The sequence below is a fragment of the Sutcliffiella halmapala genome (assembly GCF_050107295.1).
Taxonomy (GTDB): Bacteria; Bacillota; Bacilli; order Bacillales; family Bacillaceae_I; genus Sutcliffiella_A; species Sutcliffiella_A halmapala_A.
Genome location: NZ_JBNIKR010000011.1, coordinates 139,483 through 165,020, shown reverse-complemented (window position 1 = coordinate 165,020; position 25,538 = coordinate 139,483). Strand labels below are relative to the sequence as shown.

At 42.0% G+C, this 25,538-nt stretch carries 24 protein-coding genes; 6 read left to right on the top strand and 18 right to left on the bottom strand.

Features of this window, described 5'->3' with window-relative positions; translation table 11 throughout:
* Positions 1-552 precede the first annotated feature (552 nt).
* From ACQCT5_RS17925 to ACQCT5_RS17900, 6 genes are all read right to left on the bottom strand, one after another.
* Positions 553-1,563, bottom strand: a complete 1,011-nt coding sequence (locus ACQCT5_RS17925; protein ID WP_499643779.1) for an LLM class flavin-dependent oxidoreductase — start codon at positions 1,561-1,563, stop codon at positions 553-555.
* A gap of 24 nt (positions 1,564-1,587) precedes the next feature.
* Entirely contained in the window at positions 1,588-2,757 is a 1,170-nt protein-coding gene (locus ACQCT5_RS17920) for a M20 family metallopeptidase (protein ID WP_499643777.1), read from the bottom strand.
* Positions 2,758-2,917: 160 nt separating this feature from the next.
* Complete coding sequence (locus tag ACQCT5_RS17915; protein ID WP_499643775.1) at positions 2,918-4,141, bottom strand: NADH:flavin oxidoreductase/NADH oxidase family protein; 1,224 nt, start codon at positions 4,139-4,141, stop codon at positions 2,918-2,920.
* Positions 4,142-4,234: 93 nt separating this feature from the next.
* On the bottom strand, positions 4,235-4,327 hold the full coding sequence (locus ACQCT5_RS17910; RefSeq protein ID WP_386639443.1) for a YjcZ family sporulation protein: 93 nt from the start codon (positions 4,325-4,327) through the stop codon (positions 4,235-4,237).
* Between the two features lie 139 nt (positions 4,328-4,466).
* Positions 4,467-5,699 (bottom strand): aminopeptidase, encoded by a 1,233-nt coding sequence (locus tag ACQCT5_RS17905; RefSeq protein ID WP_499643772.1) that lies wholly within the window; start codon positions 5,697-5,699, stop codon positions 4,467-4,469.
* A gap of 190 nt (positions 5,700-5,889) precedes the next feature.
* Positions 5,890-7,176, bottom strand: a complete 1,287-nt coding sequence (locus tag ACQCT5_RS17900; RefSeq protein ID WP_499643770.1) for a hypothetical protein — start codon at positions 7,174-7,176, stop codon at positions 5,890-5,892.
* 209 nt (positions 7,177-7,385) lie between these two features.
* Between ACQCT5_RS17900 and ACQCT5_RS17895 the strand changes: the two genes are divergently transcribed.
* Positions 7,386-8,141, top strand: coding sequence for an AraC family transcriptional regulator (locus ACQCT5_RS17895; protein WP_499643768.1), 756 nt, complete (start codon positions 7,386-7,388; stop codon positions 8,139-8,141).
* A 48-nt stretch (positions 8,142-8,189) separates the two neighbouring features.
* On the opposite strand, the gene dat is transcribed toward ACQCT5_RS17895, so the two are convergent.
* From dat to ACQCT5_RS17880, 3 genes are all read right to left on the bottom strand, one after another.
* Positions 8,190-9,044: a D-amino-acid transaminase gene (gene dat / locus ACQCT5_RS17890; RefSeq protein ID WP_499643766.1), complete on the bottom strand. Its 855-nt coding sequence runs from the start codon at positions 9,042-9,044 to the stop codon at positions 8,190-8,192.
* A gap of 15 nt (positions 9,045-9,059) precedes the next feature.
* Positions 9,060-9,821 (bottom strand): exodeoxyribonuclease III, encoded by a 762-nt coding sequence (locus ACQCT5_RS17885; RefSeq protein WP_499643764.1) that lies wholly within the window; start codon positions 9,819-9,821, stop codon positions 9,060-9,062.
* Between the two features lie 93 nt (positions 9,822-9,914).
* Complete coding sequence (locus tag ACQCT5_RS17880) at positions 9,915-10,820, bottom strand: DUF899 family protein (RefSeq protein WP_499643762.1); 906 nt, start codon at positions 10,818-10,820, stop codon at positions 9,915-9,917.
* 107 nt (positions 10,821-10,927) lie between these two features.
* Here ACQCT5_RS17880 and ACQCT5_RS17875 point away from each other — a divergent pair, with 107 nt between their 5' ends.
* Positions 10,928-11,254 (top strand): hypothetical protein, encoded by a 327-nt coding sequence (locus tag ACQCT5_RS17875; RefSeq protein ID WP_499643760.1) that lies wholly within the window; start codon positions 10,928-10,930, stop codon positions 11,252-11,254.
* 292 nt (positions 11,255-11,546) lie between these two features.
* Entirely contained in the window at positions 11,547-11,885 is a 339-nt protein-coding gene (locus tag ACQCT5_RS17870; protein WP_386639426.1) for a hypothetical protein, read from the top strand.
* A gap of 101 nt (positions 11,886-11,986) precedes the next feature.
* On the opposite strand, the gene ACQCT5_RS17865 is transcribed toward ACQCT5_RS17870, so the two are convergent.
* From ACQCT5_RS17865 to ACQCT5_RS17840, 6 genes are all read right to left on the bottom strand, one after another.
* On the bottom strand, positions 11,987-13,123 hold the full coding sequence (locus ACQCT5_RS17865) for an SMP-30/gluconolactonase/LRE family protein (protein WP_499643758.1): 1,137 nt from the start codon (positions 13,121-13,123) through the stop codon (positions 11,987-11,989).
* An 85-nt stretch (positions 13,124-13,208) separates the two neighbouring features.
* Positions 13,209-15,545 carry an RNA polymerase recycling motor HelD gene (gene helD / locus ACQCT5_RS17860; RefSeq protein WP_499643756.1) on the bottom strand — a complete coding sequence of 779 codons (2,337 nt, stop codon included), beginning with the start codon at positions 15,543-15,545 and terminating at the stop codon, positions 13,209-13,211.
* A gap of 291 nt (positions 15,546-15,836) precedes the next feature.
* Positions 15,837-16,133, bottom strand: coding sequence for a ferredoxin family protein (locus ACQCT5_RS17855; RefSeq protein WP_386639423.1), 297 nt, complete (start codon positions 16,131-16,133; stop codon positions 15,837-15,839).
* Positions 16,133-17,428 carry an FAD-dependent oxidoreductase gene (locus ACQCT5_RS17850; protein WP_499643753.1) on the bottom strand — a complete coding sequence of 432 codons (1,296 nt, stop codon included), beginning with the start codon at positions 17,426-17,428 and terminating at the stop codon, positions 16,133-16,135. Before ACQCT5_RS17850 ends, ACQCT5_RS17855 begins: the two co-directional genes overlap by 1 nt.
* Positions 17,421-18,446 (bottom strand): electron transfer flavoprotein subunit alpha/FixB family protein, encoded by a 1,026-nt coding sequence (locus ACQCT5_RS17845; RefSeq protein ID WP_499643751.1) that lies wholly within the window; start codon positions 18,444-18,446, stop codon positions 17,421-17,423. The genes ACQCT5_RS17850 and ACQCT5_RS17845 overlap by 8 nt, the downstream gene beginning before the upstream one ends.
* Positions 18,446-19,273, bottom strand: a complete 828-nt coding sequence (locus ACQCT5_RS17840; RefSeq protein WP_499643749.1) for an electron transfer flavoprotein subunit beta/FixA family protein — start codon at positions 19,271-19,273, stop codon at positions 18,446-18,448. The genes ACQCT5_RS17845 and ACQCT5_RS17840 overlap by 1 nt, the downstream gene beginning before the upstream one ends.
* 343 nt (positions 19,274-19,616) lie before the next feature.
* On the opposite strand from ACQCT5_RS17840, the gene ACQCT5_RS17835 reads away from it, so the two are divergent.
* Together ACQCT5_RS17835 and ACQCT5_RS17830 are read left to right on the top strand one after the other, a co-directional pair.
* Positions 19,617-19,790 (top strand): hypothetical protein, encoded by a 174-nt coding sequence (locus ACQCT5_RS17835; protein WP_499643747.1) that lies wholly within the window; start codon positions 19,617-19,619, stop codon positions 19,788-19,790.
* Between the two features lie 368 nt (positions 19,791-20,158).
* On the top strand, positions 20,159-21,511 hold the full coding sequence (locus ACQCT5_RS17830) for a glycosyltransferase family 2 protein (protein WP_499643745.1): 1,353 nt from the start codon (positions 20,159-20,161) through the stop codon (positions 21,509-21,511).
* A gap of 176 nt (positions 21,512-21,687) precedes the next feature.
* Here ACQCT5_RS17830 and ACQCT5_RS17825 read toward each other — a convergent pair whose 3' ends face one another.
* Positions 21,688-22,467 carry an NUDIX domain-containing protein gene (locus ACQCT5_RS17825; protein ID WP_499643743.1) on the bottom strand — a complete coding sequence of 260 codons (780 nt, stop codon included), beginning with the start codon at positions 22,465-22,467 and terminating at the stop codon, positions 21,688-21,690.
* 87 nt (positions 22,468-22,554) lie between these two features.
* The gene (locus tag ACQCT5_RS17820; protein WP_499643741.1) at positions 22,555-23,433 is read right to left on the bottom strand and encodes a LysR family transcriptional regulator; all 879 of its coding nucleotides are present in this window, start codon (positions 23,431-23,433) and stop codon (positions 22,555-22,557) included.
* A 114-nt stretch (positions 23,434-23,547) separates the two neighbouring features.
* Here ACQCT5_RS17820 and ACQCT5_RS17815 point away from each other — a divergent pair, with 114 nt between their 5' ends.
* Positions 23,548-24,627, top strand: a complete 1,080-nt coding sequence (locus ACQCT5_RS17815) for a citrate synthase/methylcitrate synthase (RefSeq protein ID WP_499643739.1) — start codon at positions 23,548-23,550, stop codon at positions 24,625-24,627.
* A 181-nt stretch (positions 24,628-24,808) separates the two neighbouring features.
* On the opposite strand, the gene ACQCT5_RS17810 is transcribed toward ACQCT5_RS17815, so the two are convergent.
* Complete coding sequence (locus ACQCT5_RS17810; RefSeq protein WP_499643793.1) at positions 24,809-25,516, bottom strand: DsbA family oxidoreductase; 708 nt, start codon at positions 25,514-25,516, stop codon at positions 24,809-24,811.
* Between the last annotated feature and the right edge of the window lie 22 nt (positions 25,517-25,538).

Below are 25,538 nucleotides of genomic sequence, written 5' to 3'. Positions count from 1 at the left end.
AAGTGAAAAGCCTTTGACATCCCTTCCCAGATATGAAGAAAAAAGTCCATGGAAGTTTCGCAAAAAAATAATAATAGTAGGGTTGAAACCATTGCCTACAATTTTACACAATAACCAGGACTTGACTGCAAATCCACTCAATCGCGGTCTCAAAGTGGAGTTTTGAGACCCCCATTCCTGCAATTCCTCCCAATGGCGGTCTCAAAGTGGAGTTTTGAGACCGCCATTCCTGCAATTCCTCCCAATCGCGGTCTCAAAGTGGAGTTTTGAGACCCCCATTCCCGCAAATCCACTCAATCGCGGTCTCAAAGTGGAGTTTTGAGACCACCATTCCCGCAAATCCACTCAATCGCGGTCTCAAAGTGGAGTTTTGAGACCACCATTCCCGCAAATCCACTCAATCGCGGTCTCAAAGTGGAGTTTTGAGACCCCCATTCCTCCTATAACACCATATCGCGGTCTCAAAGCGAAGTTTTACCAAAATAAGGCCGATAATCATCAAACTTAACAAAAAAGAGTGGCTCTCTAAACCGCCACTCTTCTCATCACTCTTTACCCATTCCAAACCTCGGCAAGAATTTCAAAAGATCTTAACCGGGCCTGGTGATCGTATACACTTGTGTTGACAATGATTTCGTCCGCTTTTGTTTCCTCCAGGATTTTCTGTAATTTATTCCTTACCGTCTCACCGCTGCCTGTAACAGTATATCGCAGCTGCTGCTGGACAATCTGCTGTTCGTACGGACTCCATAAAGTGTTGATATCTTCTACCGGAGCTTTCATTTTACCAGGATTTCCACGGATCAGATTCAAAAATTGCTGTTGGAGTGAGGTTGCAAGAAATTCGGCTTCCTCATCGCTTTCCGCCGCTATTACGTTAACACCAATCATGGCGTATGGCTGGTTAAGCGCATCGGATGGCTTGAAACGGCTGCGATACAGCTCTAAAGCCGGTAATGTATAATCAGGTGAAAAATGACTGGCAAATGCAAATGGCAAACCAAGTTCAGCCGACAGTTTCGCACTAAATCCACTGGAGCCTAACAGCCATATAGGAATACTCAACCCTTCACCAGGCACTGCCCTAACTTTGGTTGTACCGTCAGGATGGAAATAAGAACGCAGTTCCGCGAGCTGCTGAGGGAAATGCTCTCCACCACTGTTTCTGTCTCTTCGCAGGGCAGCCGCCGTAAGCTGGTCGCTACCGGGTGCTCTTCCTAAGCCTAAATCAATACGGCCTGGATAGAGGGTTTCCAAAGTTCCGAATTGCTCTGCGATAATAAGAGGTGCGTGGTTCGGCAGCATGATCCCTCCAGAACCTACTCGTATCGTCGTTGTTGCACCAGCAATATGGCCAATGACAACGGATGTAGCTGAGCTGGCAATTCCAGTCATATTATGGTGCTCGGCCAGCCAAAATCTTTTATATCCCAGCTTTTCTGCATGTCGTGCAAGCTCCACGCTATTCTGGAAGGATTGTCCGGCGTCGCTTCCTTCCACTATTGGAGCTAAATCCAATACGGATAGCGGAATTGGATTGGATGGTTTTAGATTGTCATTCATAGTAGAATAAACTCCTTTCCTACTTCACTTTTTTATCTTAGAAAACTCCACTTTAATACTATTTAATAGTTCCGGCTCTGTAAGGATTTGCAAAGCTGTAAGTGCCATCGCTTTTGCCCCGAGCATCATCGCCTCTTTACCTTGCACGCTTAACGCCGCATCCCGAAATTCCACGGTGTGGCAGCTGTAAAGCTCATTACAGATTTTAATATATGGATGGATGGAAGGGACAACAAGGCTGACATTTCCCATATCCAATGAACCTGACCCATCTCTTGATTCGGTAATGTCGTTAGCTGATACTCCCAAATCAATAAGTGAGGAGGTAAAAGCATCTGAGAGGGGTTCATTTGTCACCATATTGTCGTACGACAGTTCATAGTTTGACATTTTCATCGTGGCCCCAGTCATAAGCGAGGCACCTTCAGCTATAGCTTTCACCTTTTCCACCAATTCATTGACATAGCTCCTGGTTTGGGCACGGACATAGAACTGGGCGACCGCATAATCGGGAACTACATTTGCCGCTTTTCCGCCCTCTGGAATGATACCGTGAATTCTCGTATCAGAAGTGACATGCTGTCTTAAGGCATTGATACCATTGAAGGTTTGGATGACGGCATCCAAGGCATTTATCCCTTTTTCAGGATTTGCAGCTGCATGGGCAGGCTTACCGAAGTATTCAAACTGTATGGCATCCATTGCCAATGAAGAGCCGCTTTTCACATAGGAATGCAAAGGGTGGACCATCATCGCTACGTCAAGGTGATCAAATACCCCCTGTTCCGCCATTGTGACTTTTCCGCCTTTTGTTTCCTCGGCAGGTGTGCCGTACACCACAACTTTCCCCCCGGTTTCCGCTAATATCTTGCTGATCGCAATGCCAGCAGCAATGCCCATCGTTCCAATCAGATTATGCCCACATGCATGACCTATTTCTGGCAGGGCGTCATACTCACTCATAATTCCGATTGCCGGCCCTGGTGCTCCGCAATCAAATACTGCCTCAAATGCTGTAGGCAGCTCACATATTCCCATTTTCACCGAAAATCCATGCTCCAAGAGTTTATCTGCAAGCATCTTGGAAGATTTTAATTCTTCATGCCCAAGCTCCGGGTTCTCTCCAATCCTGGTGCTTATATCATAAAATTGTTCCCGTAAAGCATCTAAAGTATCTATTAGAATCTGTTTCATATGTGGTCCCCTTTGCCGTTTATATGTAAGAGAATGATTTAGAAAACATCTTATCATGAACTTATTTTTTCGGATAATAATCTGCTTGCAAAAAAATAACGACACTTCAATGTTTGAAGTACCGTTTGTTTATTTTGTAACATATATGAATCGGACCACCTTAAACTCTCCTCATTTGGAAGACGGCCATCCCATTTTTAAAGAGGGACCGGATCAGCGCCAGTTTTGGAGAAAGTTTTTCATTTGGTGTTTTACCAGCGGCAATTCTTTCGAGCTGCATACTATACCATGTCAATTCCAGCATGGCGGTTTTGTCTATCCATTTGATTCCTGTTTTTCTTGGTGCCAATTGAATTTGCTCTCTCGACCCTGCAATTAATTCATCGGGAAGGCTTGGATAGACAGCCATCGGACGTGCAAGGCCTATCATATCCGCATCTCCGGATTGTAGAGCATCCAACATCCCCCCTCTTGTTCTGAATCCACCTGTTACCACGATTGGTGCTTTGGAAATTTTTATGGCCTCCGCCGCAAAATCCAAAAAATAAGCTTCACGTTTTAAGGTGCTTTGCTTCATATTACTACCAGTCATTCTCGGATTCTCATAGGAACCTCCAGACACTTCGATCAAGTCTATTCCAAGGTTATTCAATCGTTCGATGACCATCTTTGATTCTTCTTCCGTGAAACCTGCTTTCATGAAATCAGCTGAGTTCAACTTTACAGAGATTGGGAACTCGTCCCCCACTTCCCGTCTGATGCTCCTGTATATTTCTTCAAGAAATCTCATGCGGTTTTGAATGGATCCGCCCCATTGGTCCTTTCTCCTATTATGACGGTTTGATAGGAACTGACTGATCAGATATCCGTGTGCAGCGTGGATCTGTACACCGGTGAAGCCTGCTGTTTTCGCTACACCTGCAGTAGTACCAAAGCGTAGGATTATATCGTGTATCTCTCTTTCTGTCAGTTCTCTTGCTATTGGAAAATACCTTTGAAGTGGTGGTTCGAATTCCACTTTTGAGGGAGCAACCGCCTCTTTTACAATTCCTTTGAATACTTGCTTTCCGGGATGGTTGATTTGCATCCAAAGTTGTGTGTTGTTTTGTGTACCTGATGATGCCCATTTTTTTAGAAGTTCCAGGTCCTTTTCATCTTCAATAACAACGTTTCTCGGCTCACCCAGTGCCCGGCGGTCAACCATGACATTCCCCGTAACAACAATACCCGCTCCGCCTTTGGCCCAAGCATCATAAAGCCGCACCAATTTTTCGGTTGGCCTGTTCCGCTGATCCGCCAACCCTTCGCTCATGGCAGCTTTGAAAAATCTATTTTTGATAATTGTGTTATTCGGCAATTTTATCTCATCTTCGAAATAGGTCATAATTATTCCCCTTTACTTGTTTTATAGCATGTCCAACCGGATACTTGAAAAAATGGCTGGACGATTGACCAACCATTTCAGCTCACCCACCTATTATCTTAAAGCTCCAGCTCCTGCGATAATAAGGATGATAAAAAGAACAACGATCAATGCAAATCCGCCGCCGTATCCGCCTCCACCTGACATGAAATTCCCTCCTTCACGTAAACTACTATACAGAATATGCATATGCCTTGTACGTAGTATGGGCAGGCAGATAAACGAACAAAAGAAAAAAGGCACTACATATGAGTAGTACCTATAATCCTAGGATAAAGTGGTGTTACTATTCCGCCCAGTTTCCGTTTCTGAAAAGAGGAATACGTTCGCCATCTTTTGTAATCCCGTCAATATCCATTTCCTTTGTACCGATCATGAAGTCAACATGTGTAATACTTGAATTTGCCCCAGCAGCCTCAAGTTCTTCCTCTGTCATTTCTTTTCCGCCTTCAAGAGCGAATGCGTAGGCATTTCCGATAGCCAAGTGGTGGGAGGCATTTTCATCGAATAGGGTATTGTAGAATATCAGATTTGTATTTGAGATAGGTGAATCATGTGGAACAAGCGCAACCTCACCTAGATAGTGAGAGCCTTCATCCGTATCCACCAGCTTCTGAAGTGTTTCAAACCCTTCTTCGGCCTCAATTCCCACAATACGGCCATTTTCGAATTTAAGTGTAAAGTTTTCAATAAGATTTCCGCCATAGTTTAAAGGTTTGGAGCTCCTTACTGTTCCATTCACCCCTGTTTTGAGGGGGGTAGTAAATACTTCTTCGGTTGGCATGTTCGCAATGAATGTGTGTCCTTTTTCATTAATGCTTTCAGGACCGATCCATTCATGTTTTTCAGGCAGTTCAATTGTAAGATCTGTTCCCTCTGCCTGATAATGCAATGCCTTGAATTTATGTCCATTAAGGAAATCCACTTTTTGACTCAGCTTGGTTTTATGGTCATTCCATGCTTTTACAGGGTCCTCCAGGTTGGCTCTGGTCGCATGGAAAATCGCTTCCCATAACTTCTCCACTTGTTCTTTTTCCTCAAGCTCAGGAAATACCTTAGCAGCCCAGCCCTTGGACGGCACGGCTACGATGGACCAGCTTACTTTATCGGACATCGTGTATTTACGGGACTTTTTTGTTGCTTCTCCGGCTGCCTTTTGAAGGTTGGCGATTTTCTGGGAATCGACACCTTTCAAAAGATCTGGATTAAGAGACGTGATTGCCAACAGCGCAGCCCCTTCTTCATAGGCCTTTTCCATCATCTCCGCTCTCCAGGTAGGGAAATATTCAAAAGATTCATCCGGTGCAACGTCATAACGGATTCTAGTCACTGCTTCGTCGCTCCACTCCACCTGAACAAGCTTTGCTCCGGCTTCGTACGCTTTCTTTGCCACCAATCTCACATATGGTGCTGCAGCGATGTCAGCGTTTACAATCAAGGTCTGGCCCGGCTGTACATTTACTCCTACCTTTACGGCCAATTCTGCATATTTTTCCATTGTCTGTTCTAAATTGCTCATTATGTATTCCTCCTTCATTTCTCTATCTACTGATGGTAATATTTCAAAACAGATACTCAAAAATCCTGCTTGGGTATATGAATTAATTAGTTGCCCTGTCCAAAAAGTATCATTTTAGAAGGTGTTTGTCCAATATATTGGATAAAAATTCATAAAAAAAACCGATGATCCACTCATCGGTTTCTTGTAATTATTTAACTTTTGCCACACTGCTCACTTTAGGCAATCGGTCGCTAAAGAACGTCATCCCATTCTTGAAACCTGCAAAACCGTACAGCATCGAGCTCCAGTCAATCAAAGTTACCTTAGTGGGGTACCAGCGATTCGGCTGCTCAAGATGCCACCAGGAAATTCGGTGTAATCCATATTTATAGGCTGCACGTAATTTGGCTTCATCTTCCTTATCCTCGTCATTTGTATAGACATCGTATGGAATATGCAAGGAATATTGTGCATACAGGTCATAGATCCCCGCAGGATACACAGGCAGATATCCCCCTATGATATAGGATGATGCAATGTCATGCGGCGCATTGTTGATTTTATCAGCGTGATAACCGCCAAATAGGCCATCATTCGGACCGGCGCCATAGCCCCAGATATAGGAAGGTACATCCTCCAGCTCTTTCCATTTGAATCTGTCAGCTAGACATGCATTTTTATAATATTCCAGATAGGTTGGGCTTTCTGCGTACTCTGGTACAAGGAAGAATGGAAATTGCTGCACAAAGGAAGACAAGAATGTTCCAGGACGGTCATTTAATACGGAAAGTCCACGGAAATCCTCCTGTGGAAGCTGAGAGATCCTGTTTTCAGCAAAATTATTGTTCCAAAGAGCTTGAATGTCTTCGTTTTCAGGTTGTCCAAGCATCGCCAGGTACGAAACCATCACATATTCGTTATAGGCTGGGAGTGGTGCGATACCTTCCCCGTCTTTCGAGATCATGTTGATGACACCAGTTTCCTTGTCCGCAACGACGATGCTCCAGTCGATGGACTTTAGGAGCTTATTGGCCATCTCCAAGATTTCCGGATGTCGATCATGGAAGTGATGTCCTGCGAATAATGCACCAGTAATAAGAAGGGTCGAATCAATTGTCGAGTACTCTGAATTCAGATTCTCCCCTGTTTCCATGTCTACAAAATGCGCATAGAAGCCAGTCTTTTCATCTCTTGCAACCTGGCATCCTTCAATTTCACCCGAAACACCACGAAGCGTAACGATCGCTTTTTCTGCAGCCTTTTCGTCCCAGCCTTCCTTATCTGCCACACATAAACTGATCAGCCCTACACCAGTTGCCGCAATGGAACAGCGGAAATCAGGATTTTCATCAAATGAGAAATAAGCATCTGCGTAAAGACCTGTTCGCTGATTGCGGGATGCTTCAAAAAGCAGATAGGAATCCTTATATTGTCGGTCAAAGAATGCCTTCACTTTTGCCGGCAGATTTTTATACATGTCTGTTGTCGTAGTCATTTTGTGTACCCCTTTCCTGGTAACAGTAATTCCACAATTTTGAATATTTCATTGTGTGTAGGAATTTTATGTAAAGTATTAGTAAATCACCATCTAGTCCATGGACTAGGATGATGTTATAGTTATCATATATGAAAGCGGATTAAATCGAAATGGACAAAACGATTTTTTTTGGACGATTCATCAATTTTTTTGAGGGGATTGGCAGTATGATCGATATTAGTGGAGTATTTCATGACGTAGAACCAAGTTGGAGCGTAAATAGTGACAGCGGGTGCTCCACCCTGGTTTTTGTGACAGATGGTATTGTGAACTACTTTGTTGATGGCAAAAAAATACCATTGCAAAAGGGTGAACTTTTATATATACCCGCAGATCTTGAACGTTCCTGGTGCAATGCGGCAGACACTACGCATAAGAAATATACGGTAGTCTTTTTAAATGATATTCATCCACCATTATTTTCCGACAATCATGAAGAACTTATTCGTTTCAGGCCAAGAAAAGCAGCGTACTACGAACAGCGACTTACATTCCTCTATATACAATGGCTAAGCCAAAGAAGCTTTTATAAGGAAATGTCACAAAGTATCCTGTCGGAGATTCTTATTCTGATAGCTCAGGAAAAGGAAGAATGGCATACCTCTCCAATTAAGGAAAAAGCGGTGAGGAAAATACAGGAATATATCCTATATAATTATCGCAGGAATATTACAATCGAGGAACTTGCAGAGCTTGCTGGTGTGACGAGCAACTATGTGACGGTTTTATTCAAAGAGGTGCTTGGGGTCACTCCCATTCAGTATCTACATCAGACAAGAATCAATACGGCATGGAATCTGTTGCATAATACAGGTATGTCTGTGCGTGAAGTGTCCGAATATCTAGGTTATTGTGATCAATCCTATTTTAACAGGATGTTCAAGAAATGGATGGGAATGGCTCCAACGCATATAAGAGTATAAAAAGAGAGTGTTCATTAATCTGGATGAACACTCCCTTTATCTATGTTTTCACCCGACAACTGAAGATGTTTCATTCTTCACTGTCATGGAGAAAGCTTGCTGAATTTTTCTAGTCAAACTTCCCGGGCTGCCATTGTTAATGGCTTTCCCATCGATGGAAACGACCGGTACCACTTCACTGGTCGTGGAGGTGACAAAAACTTCATCCGCCTCCATCAGTTCAAGACTTGAGAATGACTGTTCTTTGAAGGTCCATCCGTTTTCCTGATAGACTTCCAGAAGCTTCTGCCTTGTAATACCATTCAAAATGAGATTGGTTGCAGGATGAGTGTAGATGATGCCATCCTTGATGATAAATACATTGGAAGAAGTTCCTTCCGTCACCACCCCATCCCTAATTAGTATCGCTTCAAAACAACCTTGCTCATAGGCTTTTTGCTTGATCATGATGTTGTAGAGCAGATTCAGGCTTTTTATATCACAACGGAGCCAGCGCAGATCCTGTTCAGTTATGGCTGTAACCCCAGATGATCTTGTTTCTTCCATTTCCTTGTAAGGTAAAGGGTATGCTACCAATTTCGATAATATATCCTTTTGATATTGATGCGTCCTTGGTGCCACCCCTCTCGTCACTTGAAGATATAGTCCGCCCTTTTTCATATCATTTTCCTTGATAAGCTTACGGATATCATTTTTTAGATGATCAGATTCGAAATTGATGGAAATTCCTATTTCCTGTGCACTCCGGTAAAGCCTTTCGATATGTTCATCTAACGTGAAGGGAACCCCATCATAGACATTGATGACCTCATAAACACCGTCCCCGAATTGATAGCCTCTGTCTTCCATATCCACTTTTACATCCGATTTTGCAACCATTACTCCATCCACAAGAACCTTCATGCGAACCCCTCCGATTTATATTAAGTGTAAAGCGACAGGACAATGATCGCTTCCATGAATCTGACAATGAATCTCTGCATCTTTTAGTCTCGTTTGAAGCTGTTCTGATGCAAGGAAATAGTCAATGCGCCAGCCGATATTACGCTCTCTGACCTTGTTCATGTAGGACCACCATGTGTAGCGGTCTTTTTGGTCGGGGTAAAAATGGCGGAAGGTGTCGATGAAGCCGGTACCAAGCATTCTGGTCATCTTTCCCCGTTCTTCCAAAGTGAAACCTGAATTGTTCTGGTTTGACTTTGGATTTTTTAAATCTATCTCCGTATGTGCAACATTCATGTCGCCACATACAATGACAGGTTTCAACTTATCCAACGTTTGAATATAATCATGGAACCTGTCCTCCCAGTCCAAACGAAAATTAAGGCGAGCAAGATCCCGCTGTGAATTGGGGGTGTAGACATTCACGAGGTAGAACTCATCATATTCGAGGGTGATAATCCTTCCTTCCGGTTCTCGTTCTTCGCTATTTTCCATATCCAGGCCATATGTAACGTGAAGGGGCTTTACTTTTGAAAATACTGCAGTACCTGAATACCCCTTTTTTAAAGCATAATTCCAAAATTGATGGTACCCCGGCAGGTCTAGCTCAATCTGCCCCTCCTGCAGCTTTGTTTCCTGGATACAGAAGATGTCTGCATCCATCTCATGGAAGTATTCCAAAAATCCTTTCTTTACGCATGCTCTTATTCCGTTGACGTTCCAAGATATCAATTTCATGTTGTAGGTGTACTCCTTTATAAACTGTTAAACATATATTCTCTAAAGTATAGCAAAAAGAATGGACCTTTCCCATGAAAAGGCCCAAGCAGTCTATTTACTTTCAAAGAGGTGAAAGTTCATCCCATAAGGATCCTCGATCATGAGGCTCTTTTCGTTATACTTTTTTGTTATGCTACAGCCTTGATGTAGAAGCGAATCTTTGATGGAATCTACATCCTCTACAGCGAACTCAAAAAAGACTTTCTGTTTTGCAGCTTCACTTTTCTCCATATAGAAATTGATACCATTCAAGGTGAATTGAGTTTCGATTTCATTCGTCTCTATCAGTTCCATTCCAAGGGTTTGCTCATAAAATTGTAAAGCATCTTCATAATCCTGTACTTGTATGGCGATATTGTTTGTCAACTGAAAAGGGGTGTGCTCGTTTATCTTTTTACCCGGACGGTATTCTTCATAGCCGGATGGAAGAAGATCAAAGAAAGACCAAACAGAACAGAAATCATCACCAGGTCCGAAAAAGGTCTTCGCATGATGAAAGATTTTCCCTTCTTCGTCTCTTGTAAATACCGATACCCCGGGGTAGTTCATTCCTTCAAGTACGAATCCCATATCCTCTTTAAAAGAGTTTTCTTTTGTAGAAGCCATTGGGAAAATCCATTTTCTTTCGGCTGCGAAATTCTCCTGATCTGAAGGACTGTCCGGGCTCGAGACAACAAAGGAAGCCTTTTTGATAATGTGATGATATATACTATTAAACCCATCGGCCCACATTGTGCAATAGGAGCAGCTTTTCCCCATATTATGTACGACCAGCAGCTCATTCTTGTTCCCAAACAGTTCCAGTAGAGTGGCTTGTTTATTATGGGAAGTGACAAAGATATAATTTTCGACCTGTTCCCCTTTGATGCCTTTTCTCAGCTCTGCCAGCTGCTTTTTCTTTTCGATAATCTCCAATTCTAGCTTCTGTATTTCGCTCACTACTTGTGTTTGACTCATTGCTTGCCCCTCCTTTAAATTATGTGTATGGATAAAAATAGTTCTTTCAACTGTGTCGCTCTTGCTCTATGATAGGAATAATAAATTTTTTACGAAGGGGTGGGAGAATGAAACTGACAAAATATATTATTATCATTGCTATTTTCATAGTTTCCACCACGTTTCATCTATCCATTCATCCTTCCCCCAATACAATTCTCTCTTTGGTGAAGGATTCCTTCTTTTTGGACCAGGACAATATTAATGCTGATGAAGGTTCGGATAAAAATTATACAAGGATGAATGACCATCCATTTCCTCTTTCTCGATATCAGACGATTGCAACAAATATTATAGGTGCAAAAGAGAAACTTCCTTCCTTTCTCCAGCATCTTGTAACAGTATTTCATCAGGGGAACTATATGGACCAATTCATGAAAGATCTCACTTTTTAAACGACAGATAAAAGGAGGAGTTATCATGATGTGGGTTCGCATTATTGCAATTTGTTTTTTCTCCCTTACTTCCCTCAGCCTATTTGCATTTCAGGGTATCGAGGTTGTTAAGGCTTTTACAGATTATTTTCATTCAAAATAAGGATAGATGGAGAAAGTCGCATCCACGGGTGCGGCTTTTTCTTTTGTAAAACTATAATTATTTTCCGAAAATACAAAATATTTTGTTAGCACTTACATATATTAATACAACTAATACTTATCTTTTATCTACAAGGAAGGAGCGATGTTCATGAGAGATATGCCGAATTTCGGTGAATTTTATCCAAAATCTCTTGTACCGATCAAGAATGACGACCTGCTTATTTTTTTAGAGAAAGTGACGGATATCGAGTCATGTGATCATTTCAGTCATTGGTTGATTGCGTTGGAAGGAAAAGAGATGAATCTCGGTGAAGATTTCTACCATTGGCAAATTGTAGTCTTTCCGGCAGAACTGAATGGCGGATTTGATTACAAATATCCATTATATGTCTCCTCATTTTTCCTCTCCATCGATGAAGCGCTGGACTACATTACGGAAGTCGAAAAAATTGCTAAAGATGGGCAGTTGTTTACCATCGCAGGGTGACATAAAAAAAGAAAAACATCTCTGTTTTTCTTTTTGAAAGTATATGTGAAACAGTGTACAAAGAAAAAGGTATACATACACCCCTCGTTCGTAAGTCATTTCTAATCCAGATTATCCATCCACCCTATTTTATCCGGTTCTCCAATATGGTGAAAATATAGCCTATTATCCGTTTCCGTCACTCCAGTGATCTGATTGTAGGACAATCCAGGCGATTGAAAGTCATTTATAATTTCCCCTTCATCATTCATGCTTATGACATGTGCATATCCATCACCTCTGGGCCATAAGCTGTGGGGAATCCGCATCACGACCGAACGGAGCCAGGCTTTATCAGCGCTATAATCCAAAAACGAGTTTCTTGGACTGACCAAGCCGATCCAATACCTACCTTCTTTCCCCTGCATGAGGTTATCAGGCAAACCCGGAAGATTATCAACTATTATTTCAGCCTTTTCCTCAGAACCTAGTGTACTGATATTTTCGGCTGTTATACTTATTTTCCATACCCGATACTTCCCTGTTTCATTTAGTAGAATATTCTCCTGTTTTTCGTCCAAAGCAATGCCATTGGCAAAGCTCAAACCTTTCATTAATGTCCGAGTTTCCTTTGAAGCAGGATCATACTCCAGCAAACTGCCTGTTCCGGTTTGTGCAAGTATATCCATTTCCCCTGCTGCAAGAACATCCCCAATTTTCTCTGGTACCGCTTCGGACGAAGCATCCGTAAAATATATCTTTCCATTTTGTGAAACCACTACTGCATCGGCAAAATAAATCGCTTTTCCGTCCACGGAGTCGGTAAGGAGTTCAATTTCCGCCTCCGTTTGCCAGTTCACAACCCTTAGGAGTCCACCATGTGATCCATACATCGGGTCCGCGATGATCAGCGCGTTTTCCGAGTCAAAATCAAAGCCAAGCGGCCTTCCATTTGTATTTACAACCTCTTCGATTTTGGAACCATCCGGCCGCAATCGAATGATTGCGCCTCCCTTCACTGAGGCAAAGAGCCATCCATCCTTGAAAACGATATGCTCCGGCTGACTATAATTGTCTAAACGAAAAAACTTCATGTTGGACAGTTTATCATTTGGACGATGAAAACCTTTGTAGCCCTGACTTTTTGGTGCTTCCCAATCGGTCGGTTCAAAGGGTATTGGCCAAAATGCGAGGTAAAGTAACAGCGAAACTATAGCTGTTCCAATTGCAATTCCAATTCTCTTTCTTCTTTTATTCATTTGCCACCTCTTTTTTGGGGGTAATTAGATTGTATTACTACTTATATAGTGGTCCATTAGGCATTTACCACGTTATCTTAAAAGTTCAAGATTGAATGAAACCTTCCTGTAATACGTTTCTTAAAAATGGGCTCGGTTCCCCTACGCTGAAAAGTTGCAATTGATGCATCGCTCGGGTGCTGGCAGTGTAGAAAATTCTGCGCAGGCTCTCATCATCATACACATGTTCCGATGCATCATAAATAATGACGGCATCGAATTCAATACCCTTTGATAAATACGACGGTACGACAACTACACCTTGTTCATATTCAATTGAATTGCTCTTTAAGAGTTTAATTTCATCGATGCTGGAAAGAGATTGATATGCACGTAGACTTTCCTCAGCGGATTTGCATATGATCGCAATGCTATCAAGCCCCAGACTTCTCAAATCTGCGACTTTGGAGGCGATGCAACTGTGCAGTTCTTCGTGATCGACTAATTGCTTCAGGGCAGGTCTCTCACCGTCACGTTCAAAAGGAATGATCCCATCTCCATTTGGAACAAGTCTTCGGGTGAACTCAATGATCGGTTTGGTGGAACGGTAACTACGAGCGATATTGATTATCTCCGTTTTATCTGGTCCATAAAGGCTGGTAAGTGTATTGAAATTAACCTCTTCACTGGCATGGGCAAATATCGCCTGGTTAAAGTCGCCGAGCACGGTCATTCTTGCCGCAGGAAATAAACGCTTCAAAAATTCAAATTGAAATGGGGAATAATCTTGAGCCTCATCAACAACTATATGTTTGACCGAGCTGTTTGTCTGAAACCCTTGAATCAGCTCTTTCAAAAATAGAAACGGAGTAGCATCCTCATAAAAAAGTTTATCTCCACTCAGTGTTTCCAAGGTCTCTTCACAAATAGCAGCCCATTCTGCTGGTGTCTCCCCTTCCATCCAATGCTCAATTTCCAGTTGATCTGCAAAAAGTTGCTTATATAACCCTCTAAAGTCGATAAATCGAAAAGCTCGGACTCGTTTTCGTAACGGCTTCAATTTTTGTTGAACAATCAACCAGGCAAGTGCTTCTGGCTCCATTTCATAATCGCCAATAGATTCTCTTTCATAACCCCGCTTTTCCGCTAAAAACTTATGTGCTTTATGGTAATCATCATTGCTGAGCAGCTCGATTTCCTCCTGTACCCAAGCCTTTGTCCGTTCGACCTTTTGCACCTCCCTTATTTTCTTGATTAACCAATCTTTCAATTTTTCCAATCTATTATAGAAACGGAGTGAAGTGTCATGGCTATAGAACCTTTCTGCTATTTGTTGGCCTGTAATAATTGATTGACCTCTGAAGGTAATGTCCTTAAACAGCATTCCTCTTAATTCCAGGGACTGTCTATAAGATTGGATTGCATCAAAGAAACGGGTAGATGCTTTAAAGCGGATACCCGCAAGTCTTGACCTATAGGAAGGGGTATGCGCCGCAGTTAAAATATATTCCAACTGTTCGTAGGGATTTTCGGCTTGGAATTCATTACTCAGACGATAATCCAAGTATTCCTGGAAGGTGACCTGCTGCATATTCTCTTCACCAAGCTCTGGAAGCACATTGGATACATAACTGCTGAACATGGAATTTGGCGAAAAAAGAATGATTTGATCAGCATTCAGACTATCTCGATATTTATAGAGCAAATACGCAATACGTTGAAGGGCGGCCGATGTCTTACCACTGCCTGCAGCACCGTGAACAATGAGCAGCCTCCCGTGGTCATGACGGATGATCCGGTTCTGCTCCTGTTGAATAGTGGCTACTATATTGTGCATCTTTTTGTCGGTACCTTTGCCTAGAACCTGCTGTAAAATCTCGTCTCCAATGGTGAGACTCGTATCGAACATGGACTCTAGGACACCGCCGCGGATAAGATATTGCCACTTTTTTTCAAATATTCCGTGGATTTCGCCTCCCGGGGTTAAGTACTTAGCAGGACCTGGCTGGTAATCGTAGTAGACACTCGAAACAGGTGCCCTCCAGTCATAGATCAAGAAATTCTCTCCACTATTATCAATAAGCGAGGAGATACCAATATAGATTTGTTCCTGAGTTGAATGCCCTTCTTCGACAAAATCGATCCGACCAAAATAGGGAGATGCCTGCATTCGGCGAAGCGTGGATAATCGCTTGGATGCATGTTTATGGGTGCTTTGGCTTACCGACAGAGCTTGAGCCTCTTGGCGCAAGCCGATAATAGTCTCCAGAAAATCATCAAAGGTGTCCGTATTTACTTTGACTTCATCCCAAAAGTGTTTGCGGATATGAACCACTTCGTTCCGACGCTTCTCAGTTTCGTCTTCTAATCTGTTGATTTCCTCCGTAATTGTCTCCATTACACTGTCTACTCGTTTTTGCTCTTGTAGATGTTCTGAATTCATAGCAAACACTCCTTAAAAAAATTTATAAAAGAGTTGACATACGTATTGATTACATTGTATAATTAAAATAGGGATAATATATTAAAATTTAATTAAACAACATATATCTATATTAATTTACCACAAGTTCTCATGTTTTTCAATGTTTTATGAACCTTTAATAAAATTTATTAGTATTAATAAAAATAGCCAAATACCTTAACGAAAAGGTATTTGGCTATTTTTATGTAAACGATCACGAAAATTCTCCAATAAAAAGAAGCCTATCAATTTGATAGACTCCCATTTTTTCTATGCAAGTCGGAAAACAATGCCATGACCGCCCTTCGGGTACTCCCACTTGATATTCTGGTGCGGACAGCCGATACGGCAGCTTCCGCACTCATGGCATCCTTCGTACCCGACATGCATTCTGATCTGCTCCCATTTATATATTTCTGCAGGGCAAAAGATGGTACATAATTTGTCCGGACATTTGGTCAGGCAAATGTCCTCATCCAAAACATGGAGATGTGATTTGGTGTCTGCATTGAAACGAACAAGATACTGCTTCTCTTCGATAGTCTGACATTTCTTCTGTTCCGTCATTACTTCATCACCTTCCACGCTCGATAGGCGTCTCGAGCCAGTTTGAGTTTTTCTTTCGGTGAGCCCAGGTCCCTCCAGATTTTCTTTTGTTTTTCCCACTTGGATTTTCCATCGACCGTAAACATCTGGCTTGCTGCACGGTTGACCATCGGAATATACTGGTCAAAATACTGAGGGAATTTATTAAAGTGATGTGTTGAATCCTTGTATTTCTTCATATCCTGCCCAACGAAACTCTTCATCAGGTTGACCCGGTACTGGTCCAGGGTGTTTTCAGAGAAGTCTCCTTGTTCTTTTGCTGAAAGGATCGTTTCAGCAGCAAGCCTTCCGGAAGTCATCGCAAGATTGGAGCCTTCACGATGAATGGCATTGACGAGCTGTGCCGCGTCTCCCACCACGATCACTCCATTCCCCACGATCCTGCCCATCGATTTGAGGCCGCCCTCTGGAATAAGATGTGCCAGATATTCGACAGGCTCCCCACCAGCGAGGTATGGTCTCACCATCGGATGGTCTTTGACATATTCCAAAAGCTCATATGGTCTTATTTTATGCTCGATCAGCCCGGAAAGAAGTGTCCCAACACCAATACTTAAAGTATCTTTGTTTGTGTAAAGGAAACCGGTACCAAGGATGCCTTTCGTTGCATCGCCGAATAGTTCAATGGTACAGCCTTGATTTTTTTCCAGGTTAAAACGTTCTTCAATGGTTTTGCTGTCAAGCTTGATGATTTCCATGGTAGCGAGTGCCACTTCATCCGGCCGGTACTCTTTATGGAAGCCTAGGGATTTACCCAAAAGGGAGTTGACGCCATCCGCGAGTACCACGACATCGGCATAGACCTCCCCGTCTGGACGATCGGTCCTGACACCAATTACCTTGCCATCCTCGACAATGCATTCCAGAACTACCGTTTCATTGACAAGCAGGGCCCCCTGCTCGACTGCCTTACCCGCGAACCATTGGTCGAACTTGGCCCGGAGAACCGTAAAGTTGTTATAAGGCTCCTGTGCCCACTCAAGACCCTTGTAACCGAATGTCACAGCAGACTCTTTATCCATCATCATAAATCGCTGTTCTACGATCGGCCGCTCCAACGGGGCCTCCTTATGGAATTCGGGGATGATATCTTCCATCATCTTTCTGTAAAGGACACCACCCATTACATTTTTCGAACCTGGATATTCTCCTCGCTCCAAGAGCAGCACCTTTGCCCCGCCCTTCGCCAATTCAAAGGCACAGGATATTCCCGCTGGCCCTGCACCAACAACGATACAATCAAACTTCTCAGACATGATTTACCTCCTCCCCGGTCAGCACTTTTTTGAATTCTTGAACCAGCAATGGAATGATTTCAAATGCATCCCCTACAATTCCGTAGTGGCACGATTGGAAAATGGCAGCATCAGGATCTTTGTTGATTGCGATAATGAGTCCTGCATTTTTCATCCCCACGATATGTTGGATGGCACCTGAAATACCAATGGCAAAATAGATTTTCGGTGTGACGGTTACCCCTGTCTGCCCAACCTGATGGTGATGTTCGACCCAGCCAGCCTCAACGACATCACGACTTGCGCCGACGACTCCACCGAGTGTGTCCGCCAGTTCGTGGATCAGCTTGAAGCCGGCTGCACTTCCGAGTCCCTTTCCACCCGCAACGACGATATCTGCTTCATCAATCCTAACTTTTTTGTTGGCTGCTCTGACAATCTCCAACACTTTCGTTCTCATATCCTCTTCTTTCAGTTCGATTTGCTCCTCTATCAGCGTTCCTGTTCTTCCTGCTTCCGGGGAGTGTGCCTTCATGACCTTCGGACGTACTGTCGCCATCTGCGGCCTGTACTTTTTGCAGAGAATGGTTGCCATGATATTTCCGCCAAAAGCTGGTCTACTGGCCAAAAGAAGGCCTGTATCCTCTTCTACATCGAGCTCTGTAGTGTCAGCAGTCAACCCAGTAGGGAGGTCTGTCGCTACTGCACTCGCCAAATCCTTTCCTGTGGAGGTGGCTCCATAAAGAATGATCTCAGGCTTATATTTTTCACTGCAGTGAAGGAGCGCTTTCATAAACGATTCGGTGCGATATAGGTTGAAAATCGGCTGATCGTACACATAGACGGTATCAGCACCATATTCAAAAACCGTTGAAGCCAAGTACTTCACTTTATCCCCAATCATTACACCTGCAAGTTCTACGCCCCTCTTTTCTGCAAGCTTCTTTCCTGCCCCAAGCAATTCAAGGGAAACTGGAGCTATTTTCCCTTCCTTCTCTTCAATAAAAACCCATACGCCCCGGTAATCTTCAAAACTCACTAGGATCCCCTCTTTTCTGCAAACAGCTCTTTCTTTTCCAAAACAATAGAAAGAATTTGCTTTACCTGATCAATTGCTTCCCCTTCAATCAGCTTGCCCCCCTCAGGTTTAGGCGGGGCCCATACCTTTGCTACAATGGTTGGCGACCCTTTAAGTCCAAGCTGAGTCCTGTCGATGTCAGCCAGATCATTGACAGACCAGATTTGCGGATTGTATCTAGCGGCCTTCAGCATATTGGGAAATGAGGAGTATGGGACTTCGTTAATCTCTTTTTCAACCGATAACAGGCACGGCAAAGTTGTTTGCACCACCTCATACCCATCCTCAAGCTTCCTATGAACCACCATGAATCCTTCTTCCTTGTTGATTTCCACTATCTTTTTAACAGATGTCAATGGGGGGATATCCAATCGTCTTGCAATCCCAGGCCCGACCTGCCCGGTATCCCCATCGATGGTCATTTTTCCGCAAATAATTAGGTCAATCGGTTTAATTTCACTTATTTTTTCGATCGCCTTTGTCAAAGCATAGCTTGTTGCCAATGTATCGGCACCAGCAAATGCCCTGTCGGAGATCATATACCCCTCATCTGCACCGATTTCGATGCATTTTCTGATCGCTTTCACTGCTGGCGGCGGGCCCATCGTTACAACTGAAACCGTTCCTCCATATTTATTTTTGAGGCGTACAGCCTCCTCCACGGCATGAGCATCATATGGATTTAAAATGGCCGGTGCACTGGCGCGGTCCATCGTATTTGTTTTTGGATTCATCTTGATAACCTTCGTATCCGGCACCTGCTTGATACATGCGACAATATGAAGCAATCCCTTCCCCTCCCAGACTTCATCTATTTCACTATTTTTCATGATGTACAAGAAGATAACTTTCCCATTATTATTCATATATATGGACAAGGGGTGGATATCATTCCGGTTTTTAAAGGTTTGGAGGAAGAATTTGATTATGCGGGAGTAAAAAAAGAGCAGGAATACTTATCGGGATCTGTTAATCCCCCCTTTTTTACCCTATAAACAATTTCCATTATTTTTAATTTGACTAACTTGTTCCTTCTATAGAATAATCGTCTTTCAAATGAAGAGAGGTGCGTAATTCACTGAAGACTTGAGCATGATAAATGAGACCACTCATATGAAAGGATGAACTGTTATGAACTTTAAAAGCGAATTACAAAAAGCGCAAGATTTTATTCATAAAGCACATCATCATTTAAAACAAGTAAGTTCAAACAATATAGAATCAGAAGCATGTTATTTTGCTATAAACGAACTTGAAAAAGCACAACAGAAAATCCAACAGGTTCAACAACAAATCAATGAATAGATTATTCAAAAAAAATGGCCTGAGAATATGGACCTCAGCCATTTTTGTATTATATTCGATTAACGATCTTGATTGATAATACTCCAAATTGTAATTTATTCCAGTATTATTTTCGTTTGTACTTTTTGTTTAGTGTTTGGTCTTTTTAAGTAAGACATCAATTTCATCCTGTTATCGCATTGTGTAGCGATTTTTTTAAACTGGAAACAATACTTTTATCAAATAATTAATCCATTTTAATTAACCCACATTCTTAAGATATTTTTGTTTCATTAAAGCTCGCAAAATATTTGTAGTATATTGTCGAAAAATCTGGTATTTTAATAGTTGTTTCGCTTATAAAATTCAACTATTAAAGGTGAACATATATGAAACCAATATTATATCCCATTAATTCAGAATTAATGAACTCGAGTAATAAACAGTATATTCCAATTAAAAGGAAATTTTGGATAAGCCACTGTTTCGCTTTTTTATGGATGTGTTTTTCTTTTTATATAGCACTCCCCTGGTTAAAAGATTTAGCCCATATCGTATCATTTCCACTGGCATTACTTATAATTGGAGGTATTTCATATATCCCAGGATATTTAAATGCTTTTTTAGTTAGCAGCCTACTTTTAGATCGGCAGCCTCCCTTTAAAACGGAATTCCCAAATGAAGAGATCACAATTCTAATCGCTGCACATAATGAAGAAGGCAAAATCTTTCAGACACTACAGTATATCGGTAGGCAGGACTATTCAGGTAAGATTAAGGTATTTGTGATAAATAATTGTTCAACAGACCAAACTGTTAGTGAAACATTAAAGGCAAAAAAACATTTAACTATTGAAATTGATCTGCTTCATGAATCTAAACCAGGTAAATTTCATGCTTTAAATCATGGATTAGAAGTTGTGTCAACTCCTTACATCATCACCATAGATGCAGATACGTTGCTTCATCCTTCTTCTATCCGCTATCTTGTAGCTAGAATGAAATCTAGTCCTGACGAAGTGTGTGCAGTCGCTGGTTGTGTCTTAACGAAAAACAGTAGAGAGAATATGTGGACTAAAATTCAGGAATGGGATTACTTCTTAGGTATCGCTTCTATTAAAAGACTTCAAGGTTTGTATCAAGGAACCTTAGTAGCGCAAGGTGCATATAGTTTGTACAAGACAGAATGTATTAGAGAAGTTGGCGGTTGGCCTGATGCTATTGGTGAAGATATTGTATTAACTTGGCGGTTACTCCAGAATAAATGGAAAGTTTACTTTGAACCATTAGCTGTTTCTTTTACTGAAGTTCCCAATACATTTAAGCATTTAGTGCGACAACGAGCTAGATGGTCAAGAGGCATGATCGAAGGACTAAGAGAAATAAAACCTTGGAAACAGCCTCTAATTTATGTGAAATATTTAACTGGTATCAATTTAATCATGCCTTATTTAGATTTAACGTACACACTATGTTGGATTCCAGGTCTAATATTGGCATCTTTTGGTCACTACTGGATTGTAGGTCCAATGACATTACTAGTTTTACCGTTAACATTTATCAGTTATAGTTTTCTTTATTTCTATCAAAGAAATTTTGTATTTAAACTTTTACAGATTAGAATTCGCAAAAACATTTCAGGCTTTATTCTATTTATTCTTGGTTATCAAATGGTTATGTCTCCTGTATCTGTTTATGGTTATATACAAGAGGTTTTTAAATTTAAAAGAAACTGGAAGTAACATAGGTTTAGACCCATTTGGTGTTTGCACAATGCATTTCATATGCTTGTGTTTTTTGTTTATTAAAGATTCATTGTTCAGTGTTTTACTGCTCGAGTCTAATGCCAGGTATCTGAACCCGTTATGGGATACCTGGCTCTTATGGGTACTCGAAATATTTTTTGATTGGCGTTTATTTATACCTCTTCGTTCTCTTTTACCACTTCAAACCGTTCAATCAACTCATAGGGCTTCAAATAGGCTTCATAGGGTATATAATTCGGATTCATCGCATCCAATACCCGCTTTTTGAAATGTGGTCGTGTGATCCAAGTGTCAATGTTTTCAAAATTAAGCTCCTGGAACAGCACTTCCTTCGTTTCCACCCCATCATGACGAGGTTCACCGGAAATGTACCGCCCTCTAAATACTACGCATACAATTCCGCTTGTCATGTTCTGATAGATTCCCGTTATTCCGGTCAAAGATACCGTAACACCTGTTTCCTCCATTATTTCCCTCAGCGCCCCTTCGGTTAAAGTTTCTCCATTTTCCAGCTGACCTCCAGGAATTTCATACGTGTCTGCGCGGTGATGGTTCTTTACAAGCAGGATTTCCCCATTTTCGTTTGTAATTAATGCACTTACTGCAACGATTTGCTTTGGTGGGTGATATCTACCGGTTGCATGCATGAAATCCACGCTGCTTTCCACAAACAATTCCCCAAGCTCTTTTCGTCTAGTTTGCGCTCTGGTATGGAGTTCACTGCTTCGAATCGCTTTTTCGATACTTTCATAGTGTTCCTGATTCAGATATTCCCAGATGGCAACAACTTCCCTTTTATCCTCGGTAACCCAGCGTCCAATAAGATTGGCTCCATGGGTGATTTGATTGGGGTAGAGATATTCATGGAAGAATGCTGTGAATACGTCCAGCTTTTCCGGTATTATTTTGTACGTTTTTCTTCTATAGAACATTCCTAGACACCTCCGTCAGTCTATTAGCATTTCCCTTTCACACTAGGTCCATAATCTCCTTACTTTCTTTAATGAATTCGTTGATTCCTAGATTCTATAGTTCGCCAGAAACTGAAGAAACTCCTTTTGAGTTGAATGCTCGTACTTCATGAGAGCGTAAGTCCGCGCTTCCGGTAAAGGGATGTCGGGGCAGTCAATCTCCATGAGCCTTCCCTCCAAAAGCTCTCTTCTTACAGTGGAAATGGGTAGAAAAGATACACCGAGACCTTCCACGATAAACCGCTTCGTTATATGGACCTGAGAGACCTTCATCATTTTAATCCGTGGGAACCTGGCTTTCATGATCTGGCACAACTCTTCCCAGTAACCTGGATGGTTATGGGTCAGCAACGTGCTTGACTGAAGCACTTCCTCAACCTCCAAAGGATGGGCCCGTTCGGAATCAAAGCCATCATGGGGAGCTACTAGTACCAATGTATCCTGATAAAGGGAATGGCACCTCACTTTATGGTTACTTGCAGGCAAACACGATAATCCTATGTCCACTTCTTCATCTAAAACGGCATCTTCTATATCAATCGACTCAATGATCTTGATGGAAATCTCTACATGAGGATGTTTGGTAATAAAGCTTTTAAGTACATAAGGAAGAATAGTGTCCGCAATCAAAGGGGAAATTGCAATAGTTAAAGTTGATGTGAAACCCTGTTGGTAGGATTGGAGGTCTGCCACCCCATCGTTAAACGCATCCAAAATCCTTCTGGCATGAACCAAGTAGCGTCTACCTTCTTCAGTCAGTACAATACTTCTTCCCTCACGAACAAACAACACGGCACCTATTTCCTTTTCCAACATCTTGATATGTACGGTGACAGTCGGCTGTGATAGAAATAAAAGTTCGGCAGCCCTGCGGAAGTTTGCTGTATCAGCAGCGGTTACAAATGTTCGCAGCCAGTTGAAATCCATAGAAACTTTCCTCCTATTGATTAAAAAATTTAATTGATTTGATTAATAATATTTAATATTCATAATTAGCTTTATTTTATAAAATATATGTAAGAAAGGAAAGGAGAGATTTAAATGATCCAGCCAGGTTTGAAAGGTGTTATTGCAGCAGAAACGAAAATTGGTGAAGTGGATGGCTTGAATGGGAAGTTGATTTATCGAGGATATGAGATAAGGGATTTAACAAAAAAACTCTCTTTTGAGGAGGCAGCCTATCTGCTATGGTATGGTGAGATTCCTGATTCCGATGAGTTGTTAGAGTTTAAGGAGTTCTTTTATCATAACAGAGCTTTAACACCTGTGATGAAAGGGGTACTAGACGTTCTTCCTTCAGATATGGATATGATGAGTGTCATTCGCACCGTACTCTCCGCATCCGGCGATACCTCTTATGGTTGGAAACCAACACTGGAACAGGCTGTTGGGATAACAGCAAAAGTGCCTACCATTATCGCCAATCGAAAAAACAAGCTAGAAGGTCGTTCATATGTTATACCTGATTTCAGTCTCAGCCATGTAGAGAATTATTTGTATATGTTGGATGATTCTCTTCCAAGACCCGAACATGTATGGGCGTTGGAGACCTATATGATCCTTACGATGGAGCACGGAATGAATGCCTCCACTTTCTCTGCAAGGGTGACAGCATCAACGGAATCGGATCTGGTTTCAGCCGTATGCTCGGCCATCGGCACAATGAAGGGACCTCTCCATGGCGGAGCACCATCTGAAGTCATTCGTCTGTTGGATGAGGTGGCAAACCAAGAAGATCTGAAGCGATACCTTCGCGGGAAAGTACTTGCAGGAGAAAAGTTGATGGGATTTGGTCATAGAGTATATAAAACGCATGATCCCCGGGCACTTGCATTAAAAGAGAATCTTATGGAGCAGGTAGGAAAAGATGAATGGCTAGACCTCGCGCTTTCAGTGGAGGCCGCAGCAATTGAAACCTTGCATGAACTGAAGCCAGGCAGATCACTTTACACAAATGTAGAGTTTTATGCCGCAGCGATCATGAAATCACTTCAGCTCGATTCCTCCCTCTTCACCCCGACATTCACCGCAAGCCGGATGGTCGGTTGGACTGCTCATGTACTGGAACAGGCAGAAAACAACACCATTTTCCGGCCTTTATCGAAGTATGTGGGCAAATGAGTGGATTTTTGCATGCAGTTGCGTTTGATTTTTGAAATGCGGCTGTTTTTTTACTTTGAGTTGACATAACAATATTATTAATTACTTAATATGTCCTTTTTATTTGCATTCTACTGTTTATCAGACACAATTTAACCCCAGAAGAATCATCTCCTGGGGTTAAATTTCACTAGACGTTAATTCATTCACAGCCCTCATCTGAACAGTAAGATGTCTTATCCTTCGATTCAAACGTCTTTAATACAGGTTTCTCGTTTTCCTCTTCCCAGACCTTTTCAAGAGCCTGAACAAATGTCTCTACCGACTGAGCACCGGAAATGGCATATTTACGGTTTATTACAAAGAAAGGTACACCTTGAACCCCTATTTCGCGGGCTTCCGCTTCATCTGCACGGACGTCCTGCTCATACTGGTTCCCGCTCAACACTTCTTCCACTTCCGCGACGTCGAGCCCGATTTCAGCAGACAGGTCCTTTAGGTAATCCAGACTGCCAATGTGTTTGGAATCTGTGAAATGTGCTTTTAATAGGCTTTCTGTTAATTCATGATCTTTCCCGTTTTTTTCTGCGAGCTTGGCCAATCGGTGAGCATCAAATGTATTGGTTGGGATGTTGGTATCAAAATTAAATTGAAGACCGACTGTTGCAGCTTGAGCTGCAACTCCCTCGCTCATCTTCTTTGCTTCGGAAACCGGCATGCCATACTTTTTGGCAAGTATTTCATGAATGGAGAGATCCGTGTCACGCTTGGCGTTGGGATCCAATTCAAAGCTTTTGTATTGTACTTCTACTTGATCACGTTGTGGAAACATCTCCAACGCTTCTTCAAGTCTTCTTTTTCCTATATAGCAAAATGGACAAACAAAGTCGGACCAAACTTCTATCTTCATTGTTTTATCGCACCTCTTTCTA

Bases quoted from the DNA above. Each gene is read 5' to 3' on its own strand.
- ACQCT5_RS17925 (WP_499643779.1), bottom strand. From the start codon at position 1,563: ATGAATGACAATCTAAAACCATCCAATCCAATTCCGCTATCCGTATTG.
- ACQCT5_RS17920 (WP_499643777.1), bottom strand. From the start codon at position 2,757: ATGAAACAGATTCTAATAGATACTTTAGATGCTTTACGGGAACAATTT.
- ACQCT5_RS17915 (WP_499643775.1), bottom strand. From the start codon at position 4,141: ATGACCTATTTCGAAGATGAGATAAAATTGCCGAATAACACAATTATC.
- ACQCT5_RS17910 (WP_386639443.1), bottom strand. From the start codon at position 4,327: ATGTCAGGTGGAGGCGGATACGGCGGCGGATTTGCATTGATCGTTGTT.
- ACQCT5_RS17905 (WP_499643772.1), bottom strand. From the start codon at position 5,699: ATGAGCAATTTAGAACAGACAATGGAAAAATATGCAGAATTGGCCGTA.
- ACQCT5_RS17900 (WP_499643770.1), bottom strand. From the start codon at position 7,176: ATGACTACGACAACAGACATGTATAAAAATCTGCCGGCAAAAGTGAAG.
- ACQCT5_RS17895 (WP_499643768.1), top strand. From the start codon at position 7,386: ATGATCGATATTAGTGGAGTATTTCATGACGTAGAACCAAGTTGGAGC.
- dat (WP_499643766.1), bottom strand. From the start codon at position 9,044: ATGAAGGTTCTTGTGGATGGAGTAATGGTTGCAAAATCGGATGTAAAA.
- ACQCT5_RS17885 (WP_499643764.1), bottom strand. From the start codon at position 9,821: ATGAAATTGATATCTTGGAACGTCAACGGAATAAGAGCATGCGTAAAG.
- ACQCT5_RS17880 (WP_499643762.1), bottom strand. From the start codon at position 10,820: ATGAGTCAAACACAAGTAGTGAGCGAAATACAGAAGCTAGAATTGGAG.
- ACQCT5_RS17875 (WP_499643760.1), top strand. From the start codon at position 10,928: ATGAAACTGACAAAATATATTATTATCATTGCTATTTTCATAGTTTCC.
- ACQCT5_RS17870 (WP_386639426.1), top strand. From the start codon at position 11,547: ATGAGAGATATGCCGAATTTCGGTGAATTTTATCCAAAATCTCTTGTA.
- ACQCT5_RS17865 (WP_499643758.1), bottom strand. From the start codon at position 13,123: ATGAATAAAAGAAGAAAGAGAATTGGAATTGCAATTGGAACAGCTATA.
- helD (WP_499643756.1), bottom strand. From the start codon at position 15,545: ATGAATTCAGAACATCTACAAGAGCAAAAACGAGTAGACAGTGTAATG.
- ACQCT5_RS17855 (WP_386639423.1), bottom strand. From the start codon at position 16,133: ATGACGGAACAGAAGAAATGTCAGACTATCGAAGAGAAGCAGTATCTT.
- ACQCT5_RS17850 (WP_499643753.1), bottom strand. From the start codon at position 17,428: ATGTCTGAGAAGTTTGATTGTATCGTTGTTGGTGCAGGGCCAGCGGGA.
- ACQCT5_RS17835 (WP_499643747.1), top strand. From the start codon at position 19,617: ATGAACTTTAAAAGCGAATTACAAAAAGCGCAAGATTTTATTCATAAA.
- ACQCT5_RS17830 (WP_499643745.1), top strand. From the start codon at position 20,159: ATGAAACCAATATTATATCCCATTAATTCAGAATTAATGAACTCGAGT.
- ACQCT5_RS17825 (WP_499643743.1), bottom strand. From the start codon at position 22,467: ATGTTCTATAGAAGAAAAACGTACAAAATAATACCGGAAAAGCTGGAC.
- ACQCT5_RS17820 (WP_499643741.1), bottom strand. From the start codon at position 23,433: ATGGATTTCAACTGGCTGCGAACATTTGTAACCGCTGCTGATACAGCA.
- ACQCT5_RS17815 (WP_499643739.1), top strand. From the start codon at position 23,548: ATGATCCAGCCAGGTTTGAAAGGTGTTATTGCAGCAGAAACGAAAATT.
- ACQCT5_RS17810 (WP_499643793.1), bottom strand. From the start codon at position 25,516: ATGAAGATAGAAGTTTGGTCCGACTTTGTTTGTCCATTTTGCTATATA.